The 15,192-nt window shown below is 64.5% G+C and carries 11 protein-coding genes; 6 read left to right on the plus strand and 5 right to left on the minus strand.

All coding sequences use genetic code 11. The features are described 5' to 3' along the window. Positions 1-27 precede the first annotated feature (27 nt). From AC3WN8_RS05620 to AC3WN8_RS05630, 3 genes are read left to right on the plus strand one after another with little or no spacing between them, the layout of a single operon-like run. On the plus strand, positions 28-1,362 hold the full coding sequence (locus tag AC3WN8_RS05620; protein WP_492668404.1) for an MFS transporter: 1,335 nt from the start codon (positions 28-30) through the stop codon (positions 1,360-1,362). Position 1,363: 1 nt separating this feature from the next. Then, positions 1,364-3,718: a S9 family peptidase gene (locus AC3WN8_RS05625; protein ID WP_492668405.1), complete on the plus strand. Its 2,355-nt coding sequence runs from the start codon at positions 1,364-1,366 to the stop codon at positions 3,716-3,718. Between the two features lie 14 nt (positions 3,719-3,732). Beyond that, positions 3,733-4,842: a serine hydrolase domain-containing protein gene (locus AC3WN8_RS05630; RefSeq protein WP_492668406.1), complete on the plus strand. Its 1,110-nt coding sequence runs from the start codon at positions 3,733-3,735 to the stop codon at positions 4,840-4,842. Between the two features lie 69 nt (positions 4,843-4,911). On the opposite strand, the gene ychF is transcribed toward AC3WN8_RS05630, so the two are convergent. The 5 genes from ychF to AC3WN8_RS05655 all read right to left on the minus strand — a co-directional run bounded on the left by ychF (position 4,912) and on the right by AC3WN8_RS05655 (position 9,373). Continuing rightward, positions 4,912-6,012, minus strand: coding sequence for a redox-regulated ATPase YchF (gene ychF / locus AC3WN8_RS05635; RefSeq protein WP_492668407.1), 1,101 nt, complete (start codon positions 6,010-6,012; stop codon positions 4,912-4,914). A gap of 123 nt (positions 6,013-6,135) precedes the next feature. Continuing rightward, a complete protein-coding gene (gene pth, locus AC3WN8_RS05640; protein ID WP_492668408.1) occupies positions 6,136-6,705 on the minus strand; it encodes an aminoacyl-tRNA hydrolase in 570 nt (189 codons plus the stop codon). Between the two features lie 72 nt (positions 6,706-6,777). After that, positions 6,778-7,392: a 50S ribosomal protein L25/general stress protein Ctc gene (locus AC3WN8_RS05645; RefSeq protein ID WP_492668409.1), complete on the minus strand. Its 615-nt coding sequence runs from the start codon at positions 7,390-7,392 to the stop codon at positions 6,778-6,780. Between the two features lie 120 nt (positions 7,393-7,512). Beyond that, entirely contained in the window at positions 7,513-8,397 is an 885-nt protein-coding gene (locus tag AC3WN8_RS05650; protein ID WP_492668410.1) for a TraB/GumN family protein, read from the minus strand. An 82-nt stretch (positions 8,398-8,479) separates the two neighbouring features. Further along, complete coding sequence (locus AC3WN8_RS05655; RefSeq protein WP_492668411.1) at positions 8,480-9,373, minus strand: TraB/GumN family protein; 894 nt, start codon at positions 9,371-9,373, stop codon at positions 8,480-8,482. A 159-nt stretch (positions 9,374-9,532) separates the two neighbouring features. Between AC3WN8_RS05655 and AC3WN8_RS05660 the strand changes: the two genes are divergently transcribed. The 3 genes from AC3WN8_RS05660 to ppdK all read left to right on the plus strand — a co-directional run bounded on the left by AC3WN8_RS05660 (position 9,533) and on the right by ppdK (position 15,165). After that, positions 9,533-10,405 carry a glycine--tRNA ligase subunit alpha gene (locus AC3WN8_RS05660; RefSeq protein WP_492668412.1) on the plus strand — a complete coding sequence of 291 codons (873 nt, stop codon included), beginning with the start codon at positions 9,533-9,535 and terminating at the stop codon, positions 10,403-10,405. Continuing rightward, the gene (gene glyS / locus AC3WN8_RS05665) at positions 10,405-12,438 is read left to right on the plus strand and encodes a glycine--tRNA ligase subunit beta (protein ID WP_492668413.1); all 2,034 of its coding nucleotides are present in this window, start codon (positions 10,405-10,407) and stop codon (positions 12,436-12,438) included. Before AC3WN8_RS05660 ends, glyS begins: the two co-directional genes overlap by 1 nt. Positions 12,439-12,504: 66 nt before the next feature. Further along, positions 12,505-15,165 (plus strand): pyruvate, phosphate dikinase, encoded by a 2,661-nt coding sequence (ppdK, locus tag AC3WN8_RS05670; protein WP_492668414.1) that lies wholly within the window; start codon positions 12,505-12,507, stop codon positions 15,163-15,165. Positions 15,166-15,192 lie beyond the last annotated feature (27 nt).

Consider the following 15,192-nt stretch of genomic DNA (forward strand, 5'->3'; position numbering starts at 1 on the left):
TCGTCGACGGATAGCGGAGGCATCGAGATGAACGCTCGGAGCGAGACATCGTCCTATCCGGGCCCGGGCCGCGCCCGCTATGCCCAGCTGGTGCTGGCATCCATCGCGGTCTTCACGACCATGGACATGCAGATCGTCGGCCTCCTGGCCGAACCGATGAAGCATGATCTGGGGCTCACCGATGTGCAGCTCGGCCTGGCGCATGCGACATCGTTCTACGCCGCCTATGGCCTGCTGGCGACGCCGATGGGCATGCTGGTCGACCGGCTGGTGCGCGTCCGCATGCTGGTCGCCGCCATGATCCTCTGGTGCGGCGGCCTGGCACTGACCGGCATGTCCACCGATTTCTGTATGCTGGCCGCGGCCAAGACCATATTGGGCGTCGCCAATGCGATCACCTATCCGGCGGCGATGTCGCTGATGGCCGATCATTTCGCGCCGGCGAAACGCGCCTTTGCGACCATGAGCTATCCGATGGGCCAGACATTGGGGCAGGTCGGTGCGCTGCTGGTCGGCGGTCTTGGCTATTCGAGCCTTGTCGGGATGGTCGCCGCCAATCCCGACGCGCTGCACGGCCTGGCACCCTGGCGCGTCGTTCCGCTGCTCTTCGCGATGCTCGGCCTGTTCCTGCTGCCGCTGCTGTTCGCGATGCGCGAACCCGCCCGTATGGAAATGGGGGAGCGGGGTCGCGGATCGTTACGCAAGCTCTGGGCGTATCGCCGGTTTCTGCTCCCCCTTTTCGCGGGCATGACTTTCCTCGCTGGGGCCTCCACCGGCGTCCAGGTCTGGTTCGCGCCGGCACTGATGCGCCTCTACAATCTGCAGCCCGGCGATTTCGCCATCGGTTTCAGCATCCAGATGCTGGCGACGAGCCTGATCAGCCTTGCCGCCAGCAGCACGCTGGTCAACCTCGCGCGTGACCGGGGCGGCGATCGGCTGCTGATGTTGCCCGCCGCGATCGCCGCCACGCTGTGCGCGCCGGCTGCATTCATGGCGCTGACGCCCAACGTCATCTGGTTCGCCGCGTTCAGCGCCGTGTTCGCGGTTGCGGGCGGCATCGCGATCGCGATCCCCGTCATCGCCATCAGCCTTCGTATCCCAAACGAACTGCGTGGGCTCACCATGGGGCTCTATGTCGTGCTGATCTCCGTCACCGGCGCGATCGGATCGCCTTTGGTCGGTTTCGTGAGCGGCATATTGGGTGGGGAGATGATGCTGGGCCATGCGATGGCGGCGGTCGGCGCGCCATTCGCTCTGCTCGCCGGTTTGAGCTTCTGGATCGCGACCCGCGCCGGGCCTGGCGGCGACGATCCGGCAGCCGCCACCGAATTCCCCGAAAAGATAATGCCTCAAGGAGCCTGATATGAGCATGACCACGACGACCCTGTCTGCGGAGCGCTACGCGCGCGCGGCAGCCTTCACGCCATCGAAGCTCGGCACCAGGCTGGGTGGTCTGATCGGCGACGGCTATTGGCTCGATGATCGGCGCTACTTCTTCTGCGTCACCGAAGTCGATGCGGAGGGCGGTCAGGTGAACCGGCCCAGGGTTGCCGACACGGCCAGCGGTACGGTGGCGCCGGTGCTGGCGGCCGATGCGCTCGCCGCGCTGATCTCCGGCCATAGCGGCAAGGACGTGGCGGCGACGGATCTGGCTGCCGCACAATATGACATGCCCGATGCAGGCACGCTCGTGGTGATGCTGGGCACCGACATCTATCATGTCGCGATCGATGGCCCGACCTTGGTGAGGGCCGAGGCCTTGGATCCGGCGATGGCGCTCCATTCGCCGGACGGCAGCCAGGCGTGCGTCCTCAAGGATCATGCGATCTGGGTGAAGGATCGCGCGACCGGCATCGCCAGCCAGCTCACACCGGACGGTGCACGTCACCATGGCTATGGCGAGATTCCGGAATCGGGGATCATGCCGGTGTCGAGCCGCAAGACGCCGATGCCGTGCGGCCTGTGGTCGGCCGATTCCGAATGGTTCGTCACCCATCGGATCGACGAGCGCGACCTGCCTGAAAGCGGGCTGGTCGAAAACGCGCCGGCGGACAGCAAGCGCGCAATACCGCATGTCTTCAAGGTCGCCGGCCCTGACCATGACCTGCCGAAGCTGGAGTTCGTCGCTTTCCATCTGCCGAGCGGCCGCTCGGTCAGCTCGGCCGACCGGCCGCTGATCGTGCAGGTCTTTTCACCCTTTCTCTATCGCGGCGCCTGGTTTGCGGGCGACAGTCTCTATTTTTTCGATTGGGAGCGCTTTTCGTCCGCGGTCGCGCTGGTTGCTATGAATCTCGAAACGGGCGTGGTCAGGACGATCCTTTCAGAAACGGCCGAAACCGGCTGGATCGACGTCCATCCGATGATCGTCGGCCAGCCGATCGTCCGTCCCTTGCCTGGCTCCGGCGAACTGATCTGGTTTTCGCAGCGCGACGGCTGGGGCCATCTCTACCTTCATGACCTGGCCAGCGGCGCGCTCAAGAACCGGATCACCGAAGGCGCATGGATGGTGCGCGAAATCGTCCATGTCGACGAAGCCGGGCGGCGTATCCTGTTCCTCGCCAGCGGCTTCGACGACGCCAGCGATCTCGGCCAGCGCCGGCTCTGCGCGATCAATTTCGACGGCAGCGGGTTCGAGACGCTGCTCGGCATCGATGGGGACGTTGCGGTCAAATCCGATCCTATGTCCGGTATCGACCAGCTCAAGCCCTTTCGTCCATCCTATGCGTGGAGCGGCGCATCGCCCGATGGCCGTCATGTCGTCGCCAGCCTTGGCCGGGCAGACATGGCGACGCGAACCGTCCTGATCGAGATCGCGACCGGCCAGCAAGTCGAACTCGCGGCGGTCGATATCGACGCCCATTGGGCGGCGCCCCAGCCTCGCTTGTTCGAGGCGCTGGCCGCCGATGGCGTGACGCGCCTGTTCGGGGCGATGTATGTCCCCTCCGACTTCGATGAGACCAGATCCTATCCGCTGGTCGACTATATCTACCCCGGCCCGCAACTGAACTGGTATGCGCGCCGTTTCCCCAACGGCATGGCGGCCATGCTCCAGTCGGTGGTGGAACTCGGCATGGTCGGGATCATCATCGAAACCCGCGGCATGCCCAATCGCAACCGTGCTTTCCACCAGGCTGGGCAGGGCCGGATGCTCGAGCCACAGCTCAGCGACCATGTCGCGGTGATCGAGCAGCTTTGCCAGCGCCACGACTTTCTCGATCGCGATCGCGTCGGCATGTTCGGCCAGTCGGGCGGCGGCCATGCGACCGCGCGGGCGCTGTTCGACTATCCGGAAGTGTTCAAGGCCGGTGTCTCGGTCTGCGGCAATCACGACAATCGCAACTATATCGCGCACTGGATCGACAAATATGGCGGGCGGCCCGGCACGCCCGAGCGCGACAGCCAATCGAACGCCTCGGTCGCGCATCAGCTGCAGGGCAAGCTGTTCCTGATCCATGGCGACATGGACGAGAATGTCCATCCCGGCCACACCCTTGCCGTTTCCGCCGCGCTGATCGCGGCCGGCAAGGATTTCGACCAGCTGATCGTGCCCGGCGCCGGTCACGGTGTTCTCGGGGAAAGCCCGTATGTGCTTCAGCGCCTCTGGAATTTCTTTGCGCGCCACCTGCTCGGCGCTGAGCCACCCGCCGGTTTCACGCTGGATTATGCACCCGGCGAAGCGATGGCCGGCATGCGCATGATGATGGCCGACCTTAGCTAATCACAGGAAAATCAATGACTCAGCACCTCAATTTCAAGCCCGATTCCAGCTTTTCGGGTGATGCGCTCGGCCGGTGCGCGCGTGTGGTCGACGATTTTGTCGATCGGCTCGGCAATCTCGGCGCGTTGCTGGCGATCGACGTCGCCGGCATCGGTCGCGTGACGTTCACCGCCGGCCATTCCGATCTGGACAGGAGCCGCGCGGTCCAGCCCGGCGACGCCTTCCAGATCGGCAGTCAGAGCAAGACGATCACCGCGATGGTGTTGTTCCTGATGGCGCGCGACGGTCTGCTCGATCTCGACGACCCCGTGCATGTTCATCTCGACCTGCCGATCGATCGCCGGATCACCGTGCGCCATCTGCTGATGAACAGCTCGGGTCTGGGCGAATTCCTGTTGGGGGCGGGGCTCCAGTTCGACATGCGGCTCAGCATGGCGCCGCGCGACCTGGTGGCGCTGGCATTGCCGCAGGGGCAGATTTTCGAGCCCGGCGAACGCTTCGACTATTGCAATACCGGCTGGATCATTGCCGCGATGGTGATCGAGGCGGTTGCCGGACAATCCTATGGCACAGTTTGCGCCGATCGGATCGTGGCGCCGCTTGGCCTTGGCCATACCGGCTTTGGCGGGATCGTCCCCGATGCCGAAGTGATGCGCGGCTATGCGACATTCCCCACCGATCCGATGCCCGTCGATATGACGCCCCATCTCAGCTGGGCGTTCGGTGCCGGCGACGGTATCGCCAGCGCCGCGGATATCATCGCCATCTATGGCAGTCTGCTCCGCAAGGACAGCCCGCTCGGTATCACCCTTGAGGATCTTGCCGGCCGGACGATGAAACCGTCGGCCAAGCCTTATTTCCCGATGAGCCTGGGCACCGAATATGGCCTCGGTCTCGAGCGGCGGGCCTGGGCGGGCCGTGAAGTCTGGGGGCATCCGGGATCGACGATGTCGACCCGTAGCGCGACCTGGATCGATGCGGAACTCGGCATCGGCGTCGCGAGCTGCGTGACGACGCATGTCGAACGGGACGCGCCGCCGGACGATCTTCGCTATCCGCGTGCGCAGCTCTTCTCGATGGCGCTCAACACCGCCTATGCGCTTGCCGCCGATCGCGGTTCATAGACGCGCCGGAAACCAGCCGGAGCGCCGAAGGACCTGTTCGGGTCGTTCAGCGCTCCGGCAATTCGTAATTTATACGTTGAACCTGAACAGCATCACATCGCCGTCCTTGACGACATAGTCCTTGCCTTCGGAGCGCAGTTTCCCGGCGTCGCGTGCGCCGGTCTCGCCCTTGCAGGTGATATAATCATCGAACGCGATCGTTTCAGCACGGATGAAGCCGCGCTCGAAATCGGTGTGGATCTCGCCGGCGGCCTGCGGCGCCTTGGCGCCTTTCTCGACCGTCCAGGCGCGCGCTTCCTTGGGGCCGACGGTGAAGAAGGTCAGCAGGTGGAGCAGCTTGTACCCGGCGGTGATGACGCGGGCGAGCCCGGTTTCCTCAAGTCCCAGCTCGGCGAGGAACTCGCCGCGCTCCTCGGGGGCCATCGTCGCGATCTCGGCCTCGATCGCGGCCGAGACGACGACGGCCTCGGCGCCCTCGGACTTGGCCTTTTCGAAGACGCGCGCGGAAAAGGCGTTGCCGTTGGCGGCATCCTCCTCATTGACGTTGCAGACATAGAGGACGGGCTTGGCGGTCAGCAATTGCGCCTGTTCAAGCACGCGCTTCTCTTCCTCGTCCTTGGGCATTGTCAGCCGCGCCGGCTTGCCGTCGCGCAGCAGCTCGAGCGCCTGGCCGAGCACCGAGGCGGCGATCTTCGCTTCCTTGTCGCCCTGTGCTGCCTTCTTGGCATAATTGGGCACACGCTTCTCGAGGCTTTCCAGATCGGACAGCATCAGTTCGGTTTCGACCGTCTCCGCATCGGCGATAGGATCCACCTTGTTGTCGACATGCTGGATGTCGTCATTCTCGAAGCAGCGCAGCACATGGACGATCGCGTCCACTTCGCGGATATTGCCGAGGAACTGGTTGCCCAGCCCTTCGCCCTTGCTGGCGCCGCGTACGAGGCCGGCAATGTCGACGAAGCCAAGCTGCGTCTCGATGATCTTCGCCGATCCCGCGATCCCGGCGAGCGCCTGGAGGCGTTCGTCAGGCACGGCGACGTTGCCGACATTGGGCTCGATCGTGCAGAACGGATAATTCGCCGCCTGCGCTGCGGCGGTTTCGGTCAGCGCGTTGAAAAGAGTGGACTTGCCGACGTTCGGAAGGCCAACGATGCCGCAGCGGAAACCCATGTTGCTTTTTATCCTTCGGTATCATTCCCGCGAATGCGGGAATCCGTGCGATGCCCGTGCGAGTCTGTGAAATCGTCTGGAGTCCCGCTTTCGCGGGAATGACAATGAGGGTCAATGTGCGGATCAATCCTGAAGCCGCAATGCCACCTCGTTCATGAAACGGGCATCGTCGCTGTCTGCCAGCCATGAGGCTTCGGCCGCGATCGCGCCGAGCATGTCGGACAGCGGCTCGATCTCGACCTTCGCATAGCTGCCCAGCACATGGCCGGTCACCCGGTCCTTGTGGCCGGGATGGCCGATGCCGATGCGCACGCGGCGAAATTCATTTCCGATATGCGCTTCGGTCGAGCGCAGGCCGTTATGGCCCGCAGTGCCGCCGCCCGTCTTCACCTTCACCTTGAACGGCGCCAGGTCGAGCTCGTCGTGGAAGACGGTGACGTCGCCCGTATCGAGCTTGTAGAAGCGCATGGCCTCGCCGACGGCGCGACCGCTCTCGTTCATGAAGGTGGCGGGCTTCAGCAGCAGGATCTTGCTCGATCCGATGCGGCCTTCCTGCGTCCAGCCCTGAAATGCCTTCCGGACCGGCGCGAAGCCATGGACTTCGGCGATCGCATCGATGGCCATGAAGCCGACATTGTGCCGGTGCATGGCGTATTGCGCGCCGGGATTACCGAGACCGACCCATATCTGCATTGGTTCGTGCTCGTTGGCCTGTTGCCGTCACCCCGGCGGCTGCCGAGGTGACGGGAAACAGGCGTTGCGCGATTACTCGCCTTCGGTCGTGGTCTCGTTGTCGCCTTCGCTCGACTTGAGCGCCGACGGTGCAACGATCGTGGCGATGGTGAAGTCGCGGTCGGTGATCGCCGACTCGGCGCCCTTGGGCAGCTTCACCGCAGAGATGTGGATCGAATCGCCCACATCGAAGCCGGCCAGCGAGATGTCGATCTGGTCGGGGATCTCGGCTGCGTCGCAGATGAGCTCAAGCTCGTGGCGCACGATGTTGAGAACGCCGCCGCGCTTGATGCCGGGCGAGGTTTCTTCATCGATGAAGTGCACCGGCACTTCGACATGCACCTTCGCGTGCTCGCTGATGCGCAGGAAATCGACATGCAACGGGCGATCGGTGACGGGATGGAATGCCACGTCCTTGGGCAGGGTGCGGACGGCCTTGCCACCGATGTCGAGCATGACGACGGTGTTCATGAAGTGGCCGTTCGAAAGCTGCTTGATCAGGAGCTTTTCCTCGACGTGAATCGAGACGGGGTCTTCCTTGTTTCCATAGATGACGGCGGGCACGCGGCCTTCACGGCGGAGGGCACGGGAGGCTCCCTTGCCAGCCCGATCGCGCGCTTCGGCCGACAGCGTAAGCTGATCGCTCATATGCATGTCTCCAAATGCTGGTTGTACGATCCCGCCACGCCTCCAGGGATGACCATGACGGGAAGCGCGGGCCTATAGGCGGAACGGCGCCACGATGCAAGTCGCGGAACGGGGCGCGGCCTATTGCAGCCGCTTCACCTTCAGCCCCTGCGCCTCGAGCAGCGACTGGACCGAATCGGCGCCGGCGAGATGGCCCGCACCCACCGCGACCATCACGGTGCCGGGCGTGTCCAGCCGCTTCCTGACCCAGTCGGCCCATGCGGCATTGCGGCGATGGAACAGCGCCTCGGCCAGCTCGGGGGATTCCCGCATTTCGGTGTCGAAGCTGGCCGCGATCTTTTTCGTGTCGCCGCTCGACCAGGCCTCGATCATCTTGGTGAATGCGGCGTTGGTATCGGCTGCGCCGTCGACCACGCTCGTCAGGAAACGGCGTTGCGTCGCCTCGGGCAGACCGTCGAACAGGCGCATCTGCCCTTCGACGCTTTCGAGCGCGGCGACCGGCTTGCCCGCGGTCTTGAAACTGTCGCCGAGCTGTTGCTCGACGCCCGCGCCGGGCTTGGAGTCGAGCGTCCGCAGCGTCGCCGATGCGAGTGCGATCGCCGCCGCCCAGGTTTCGAGCCCGTCGAGGGTTTCCCTTGGAATCTCGCTGCGCACGATCAATGCGTCGAGCGCGGCGCGTTTGCCTGGCGGCACGCGATCGGCCAGCGGCGGCAGGCCGGGGGAATAGGCCAGTGCACGCATGGCCGCCGCCTGCTGATCGGCGATGCCGTCGGGAACGATTTCCAGCACGAGTTGCTGCGCGCTCGCGGCCGCATCGTCGAATATCTTGGTCCGCCACCGTGTGTCGGGGGGCAGCAAATGGATCGTGCCGAACAGATAGATGGTCGTGTCGGCGTCGGACACTTGCCACAGCGCGGGACGGGGTGCGGGCTCGGCCGGGGCGGAGGCGCAGCCGGCGAGCAGGGACCCGATAAAAGCGGGAAGGGAGAGCAGGAACCGTTTCATCCGCCGCCATATCGGGATGCGAGGCTGACGGTGCAATGAACAATCCGGTGGTGCGGGCTGCCGGAGGTTATCGGGTGGCCGATCAGTATTTGATCCGTTTCGCCCTGATCCGATACGTCTTCAACTGATCCTGGACGCTGCCCTTGCCGGCGAGATGTCCCGCGCCGACGGCAATGAAGACGGTGCCTGGTGCCGCCATCCGCTTGTCGATCCAGGCGGCCCAGCGGGCGTTACGGTCGATCAGCAGGATCTTTGCCAGTTCCGGGGTTTTCTCCAGCGAATCGTTCATCAACACGGCAAGCGCGGCGGGATCGCCCTTGGCCCAGGCCCGGTCCATCTTTTCCATCTCGGTGCCGAGAGTCGGAATTTCGTCGACCGTCGAATTGAGAAAGGCGATCTGCTTGTCTTCGGGCAGGCTGTCGAAGAAACCGAGCTGTTGTTCGGCGGATTCGAGCTGGCCCAGTTTCTTGCCTGCTTGTGTTGCGGCACGGGTCAGCACTTTCTCCGCGCCGCTGTTGAGGTCGTAACCGAGCTTGCCGAGCGGCAGGATCCCGAGTGTGATCGACGCCATCCATGGCTTCATCGCCTCGAACGCCTGATAGGGAACACCGAGATCCGCCATCGCCTTGATGTAATTGGCGCGTGCCGGCTCGGCGAGCTTCTGGCTGAGCGGTGGGCCGTCGGGATCGATGCCCTTGCTCGTCATCAGTTTCTGCATGGTCTCCTGATCGGGCTCGATCATTTCGAGCACCAGCTCGTCCGACGCGTCGAACGCCGTCTTCACCGCCTCGTCGAACCAGGACAGGCCGGGTTTCAGGATATGGACGGTCCCGAACAGATAGATCGTGGTGTCCGCATCCTTCACCACCCAGAGCGCGGGATCGGCATCGACGGTCCCGGACGATGGCGCCTGCGCGGCAAGCGGTGTCGTCATCATCGCGGCACCGGCCAGCATCACGCCGAAAAGCTTCTTCATATTACCGTCCTTGTCCGGGAGATCGGGTATGTCCCGGTTCAGTAGAGCGTGCCGGCACCGCCTCCGCAAGCCCCGCGATGACGCCTGTGCTTCTTGACCATCAGGGATGCATCCGCCAAAGGCTCGCGCGAGTTTTTTTGCATCTGCGAAGGCCGGAATTTGACCGACTCGAAGCCCCCGAGCTTCCAGCAGCTCATCCTCACGCTCCATGACTATTGGAGCGAGCAAGGCTGCGTGATCCTCCAGCCCTACGACATGCGGATGGGCGCAGGTACTTTCCATCCGGCAACGACGTTGCGCGCGCTCGGGCCCGATCCTTGGAATGCCGCGTTCGTCCAGCCGTGCCGCAGGCCGACCGACGGCCGTTATGGCGAGAATCCGAATCGCGGACAGCATTATTACCAGTATCAGGTGATACTGAAACCCAGCCCGTCCAACCTGCAGGATCTCTATCTGGGGTCGCTGAAGCGGATCGGCATCGATTTTTCGAAGCACGATATCCGCTTTGTCGAGGATGATTGGGAGAGCCCGACGCTTGGCGCCTGGGGCTTGGGCTGGGAAGTCTGGTGCGACGGCATGGAAGTGACGCAGTTCACCTATTTCCAGCAGATGGGCGGCTTCGACTGCAAGCCGGTGGCGGGCGAGTTGACCTATGGGCTCGAGCGCCTGGCCATGTACATCCAGGGCGTCGACAGCATGTACGACCTCGATTTCAACGGTCGCGGCGTCACCTATGGCGACATCTTCCTCGAGAATGAGCGTCAGATGTCGACCTGGAATTTCGAGGTCGCGGACACCGACCGGCTGTTCGACCTGTTCCGCAAGGCGGCGGCCGAATGCGAATTGTGTCTGGAACGCAAGCTGCCGATCCCCGCCTATGAGCAGGCGATCGAGGCGAGCCATATCTTCAACCTGCTCAATGCGCGCGGCGTGATCTCGGTTGCCGAGCGCCAGGCCTATATCGGCCGCGTCCGTGACTTGGCGAAGGGCAGCTGTGCGGCCTGGATGGAGCATAACGGGTGGACGGCGTGATGGCTGATTTCCTGCTCGAGCTGCTGTCCGAGGAAATCCCTGCGCGAATGCAGGACAAGGCGCGCGCCGATCTGGCGCGATTGTTCGGCGAGGAACTGACGAAGTCGGGCCTGGCCCCGTCCGCGATCGAGACCTTCGCGACACCAAGGCGCCTCGCGCTGATCGCGCGCGGCTTGCCGTTGCAGACCGAAGCAGTGTCGGAGGAACGCAAAGGCCCCCGCGCCAACGCGCCCGAACAGGCGCTGGCCGGCTTCCTGCGCGCGACCGGCCTCGCGCGCGAGCAACTCGTCGAACGCGACGGCATCCTCTTCGCGGTGATCGAAAAGCCCGGCCGCGCCACTGTCGAGGTGCTTGCCGAAGCGGTGCCCGCGATCGTCCGCGCCTTTCCCTGGCCCAAGTCGATGCGCTGGGGCGCCGCCAGCCTGACCACCGAAAGCTTGCGCTGGGTGCGTCCGTTGCAGGGTATCGTCGCGTTGTTCGGTGACACCGTCGTGCCGATCGAGATCGAGGGTGTGACCTCGGGCGCCGAGACGGTCGGCCATCGTTTCCATCATCCCGGCCGGATCACGATCGGCAATGCCGACGATTACGCCACGAAGCTGCGTGCCTGCCACGTGATCGTCGACCAGGAGGCGCGCAAGGCGCTGATCCGTGAGGGCGCCGCCGCTGCGGCCGCCAATGCCGGACTGGTGCTCGTCGAGGACGAAGGCCTGGTGATCGAGAATGCCGGGCTCACCGAATGGCCCGTGCCTTTGCTCGGATCCTTCGATCCCGCCTTCCTCCAGGTGCCGCGCGAGGTGATCCAGCTCACCATGCGCACCAACCAGAAATATTTCGCGGTCAATGATCGCGAAGGCAAGCTTGCGCCCAACTTCATCTGCACCGCGAACATCGTGGCGGCGGACGGCGGCGCGAAAATCGTCGACGGCAATCGCAAGGTGCTGGCGGCACGGCTGTCGGATGCGAAATTCTTCTGGGAACAGGATCTGAAGGCGCCGCTCGACGCCTATCTGCCCAAGCTCGAGAACATGCTGTTCTATGAAGGCATGGGCACGCTGCGCGCCAAGGCCGAGCGCATCGCCGGGCTCGCGGCCTGGATTGCCACGGAATATTTCCCCGAGCGCGATCCGGAGACCGCGCGGCGCGCCGGCCTGCTGGCCAAGGCCGACCTCGCGACCGGCATGGTCGGCGAGTTTCCGGAGCTTCAGGGCATTATGGGCGGCTATTATGCCGAGCATGCCGGGGAAAAGCCGGGCACGGTTTCCGCGCTGCAGCAGCAATATGTCGCAGCGGTCGAGGGCTGCATCCCCGCATGCGTCGCTCTCGCCGATCGCGTTGACACGCTTGCCGCCTTTTTCGCGCAGGGCATCCGGCCCACCGGCTCGAAGGATCCCTTCGCGCTCCGCCGCGCCGCGCTGCAGACGATCCAGACGATCCTGGTCAACGGCACTCGGCTGAATCTGCTCGCCATGTTCGAACGCGCCAAATCCGGCCTGTCGGTGGGCGGGAAGGGCGTATCGCTCGACACTGGCGAATTGCTCGATTTCTTCGCCGATCGCCTCAAGGTCCAGCAGCGCGAGGCGGGCGTCCGTCACGACTTGATCGACGCGGTGTTCGCGCTGGGTGGCGAGGACGATCTCGTCCGACTGCTGGCACGGGTGCAGGCGCTGCAGGGCTTTGTCGCGACCGAGGACGGCGCCAATCTGCTCGCCGGTTACAAGCGTGCGGCCAATATCCTGAAGAAGGAGGCTGCGCCGACCGTCGCGCCCGCCGCGCCGACCGAGCCGGCCGAGGTCGCGCTGGTTGCAGCGCTCGACGCGGCGGAGCCAAAGGCCGAGGCCGCGATCGCCGCCGAGGATTTCGAAGGTGCGATGGCGGCGCTCGCCATGCTGCGTGCACCGATCGACAGCTTTTTCGAAGCGGTGATGGTCAATGATGCCGACCCGGCAAAGCGGGCGGCGCGACTGGGGATGCTGGCACGGGTTCGCGATGCGGTGCATCGCGTCGCGGATTTTTCGAAAATAGAGGGCTGAGCGCGACTTCCACATCACTCCCGGAAAGAGCGAAGCGAAGCTCCACATTTCAACAGGGACGGAACGATGACCCAATATGTCTACCGCTTCGGCGGCGGTGTGTCGGACGGCGGCCAGGGGAACAAGAATCTCCTCGGCGGCAAGGGTGCCAATCTCGACGGCATGGCCTCGATCGGCCTGCCGGTCCCTCCGGGTTTCACCATCACCACCGAGATGTGCACGCTCTATTATGAGGAAGGCGAGACTTTCCCCGCCAGCGTGAAGGCCGAAGTCGCGAACGGCATCGCCCATATCGAGGCGGTGACCGGCAAGGTCTTCGGCGATGCCGCCGATCCGCTGCTCGTCTCGGTCCGCTCCGGTGCGCGCGTCTCGATGCCCGGCATGATGGATACCGTTCTCAACCTGGGTCTGAACGACGAGACGGTGAAGGGGCTCGCCGAGACGTCGGGCGATGCGCGCTTCGCCTGGGACAGCTATCGCCGCTTCATCCAGATGTATTCGGACGTCGTTCTCGAACTCGATCACGGCGCATTCGAGGAAGCGCTGGAGATCGCCAAGGAAGACAAGGGTTTCCATCTCGATACGCAGATGGGTGCCGAGGACTGGCAGGCGCTGGTCGCCGAGTACAAGTCGCTCGTCGAGCAGCAATGGGGCAAGCCCTTCCCGCAAGACGTGCACGACCAGCTCTGGGGTGCGGTCGGCGCGGTGTTCGGATCATGGCAGTCGGAACGCGCCAAGGTCTATCGCCGATTGAACGACATCCCCGGCGACTGGGGCACCGCGGTCAACGTCCAGGCGATGGTGTTCGGCAATATGGGTGACACCTCGGCAACGGGCGTGGCCTTCACCCGCGATCCCGCGACCGGTGAGCGCGCTTATTATGGCGAGTTCCTGATCAATGCGCAGGGCGAGGACGTGGTCGCGGGTATCCGCACGCCGCAATATCTGACGAAAACCGCGCGCGAGCGGGCAGGGGCCAAGCCGCTTTCGATGGAAGAGGCGATGCCGGAGACCTTCGAGGAACTGGCGCGCGTGTTCGACCTGCTCGAGACGCATTATCGCGACATGCAGGATATCGAGTTCACCGTGCAGCAGGGCAAGCTCTGGATGCTCCAGACCCGCTCCGGCAAGCGGACGGCGAAAGCGGCTTTGCGGATCTCGGTCGACATGGCCGATGAAGGCCTGATCACGCGCGAGGAAGCGATTGCGCGCGTCGATCCGGCTGCGCTCGACCAGTTGCTCCATCCGACGCTCGATCCCAATGCGCCGCGCGATGTGCTGGCCAAGGGGCTGCCGGCGTCGCCGGGCGCGGCCTCGGGCATGGCGGTGTTCGACAGCGACACTGCGGAGAAGCGTGCCGAAATGGGCGATGCGGTGATCCTGGTGCGCACCGAGACCAGCCCCGAGGATATCCATGGCATGCACGCTGCCAAGGGCATCCTGACGGCGCGCGGCGGTATGACCAGTCACGCTGCGGTTGTCGCGCGCGGCATGGGCCGGCCCTGCGTTTCGGGCGTCGGTACGCTTGCGATCGATGCGAAGGCCAAGCTGATGCGCGTCGGATCGCGCGAAGTGAAGGAAGGCGATATCATCACCATCGACGGCGCGTCGGGTGAAGTGATGCTGGGCTTGGTGCCCACCGTCCAACCCGAACTGGCCGGCGATTTCGGTACGCTGATGGAATGGGCCGACAAGGTTCGTCGGCTCAAGGTCCGCGCCAATGCGGAAACCCCGCTCGACTGCCGCACCGCGCGCGAGTTCGGCGCCGAGGGCGTCGGCCTGTGCCGCACCGAGCATATGTTCTTCGACGCCGGCCGGATCACGGCGGTGCGCCAGATGATCCTGGCGGACAGCGAGGCGGGCCGCCGCGCGGCGCTGGAGAAGCTGCTGCCTGAACAGCGCAAGGACTTCACCGAGATCTTCGAGGTGATGGCGGGCCTGCCCGTCACGATCCGCTTGCTCGATCCGCCGCTCCACGAATTCCTGCCGCATGAAGAGGCGGAGTTTGCCGATGTTGCCGCCGCCGCCGATGTCAGCATCGAGATGCTCAAGCGGCGTGCGGCCGAGCTTCATGAGGTCAATCCGATGCTCGGCCATCGCGGCTGCCGTCTCGGCGTCACCTATCCCGAGATCTACGAGATGCAGGCGCGCGCGATCTTCGAGGCGGCGCTTGACGTGGCGGCGAAGTCGGGCGACGCGCCGATCCCCGAGGTCATGATCCCGCTGGTCGCGACGAAGCGCGAGCTGGAGCTGATGAAGACGATCGTCGACAAGACTGCGCAGGCGGTGTTCGCCGAACGTGGCGCGACCGTCGAGTATCTGGTCGGCACGATGATCGAGCTGCCGCGCGCCGCGCTGATGGCGGGCGAGATCGCCGAGGTCGGCGAATTCTTCAGCTTCGGCACCAACGATCTGACGCAAACCACGCTCGGCGTCAGCCGCGACGATGCGGGCCGGTTCCTGACGACCTATGTCGACAAGGGCATCTTTGCGCGCGACCCGTTCGTCAGCTTGGATATCGAAGGTGTCGGTCAGTTGATCGCGTTGGCGGCGGAGCGGGGCAGGGCGACGCGGCCGGACATCAAGCTGGGCATTTGCGGCGAGCATGGCGGCGACCCCGCCAGCATCGGCTTTTGTGAAAAGACCGGGCTCGATTACGTCTCGGCCTCACCCTATCGCGTACCGATCGCCCGTTTGGCCGCCGCGCAGGCCGCGCTGAAGGCGTGAATGAGCTGCCCCGGCTTTTCATGCCGG

The sequence above is a fragment of the Sphingobium sp. FW305-3-2-15-F-TSA7 genome (assembly GCF_058787155.1).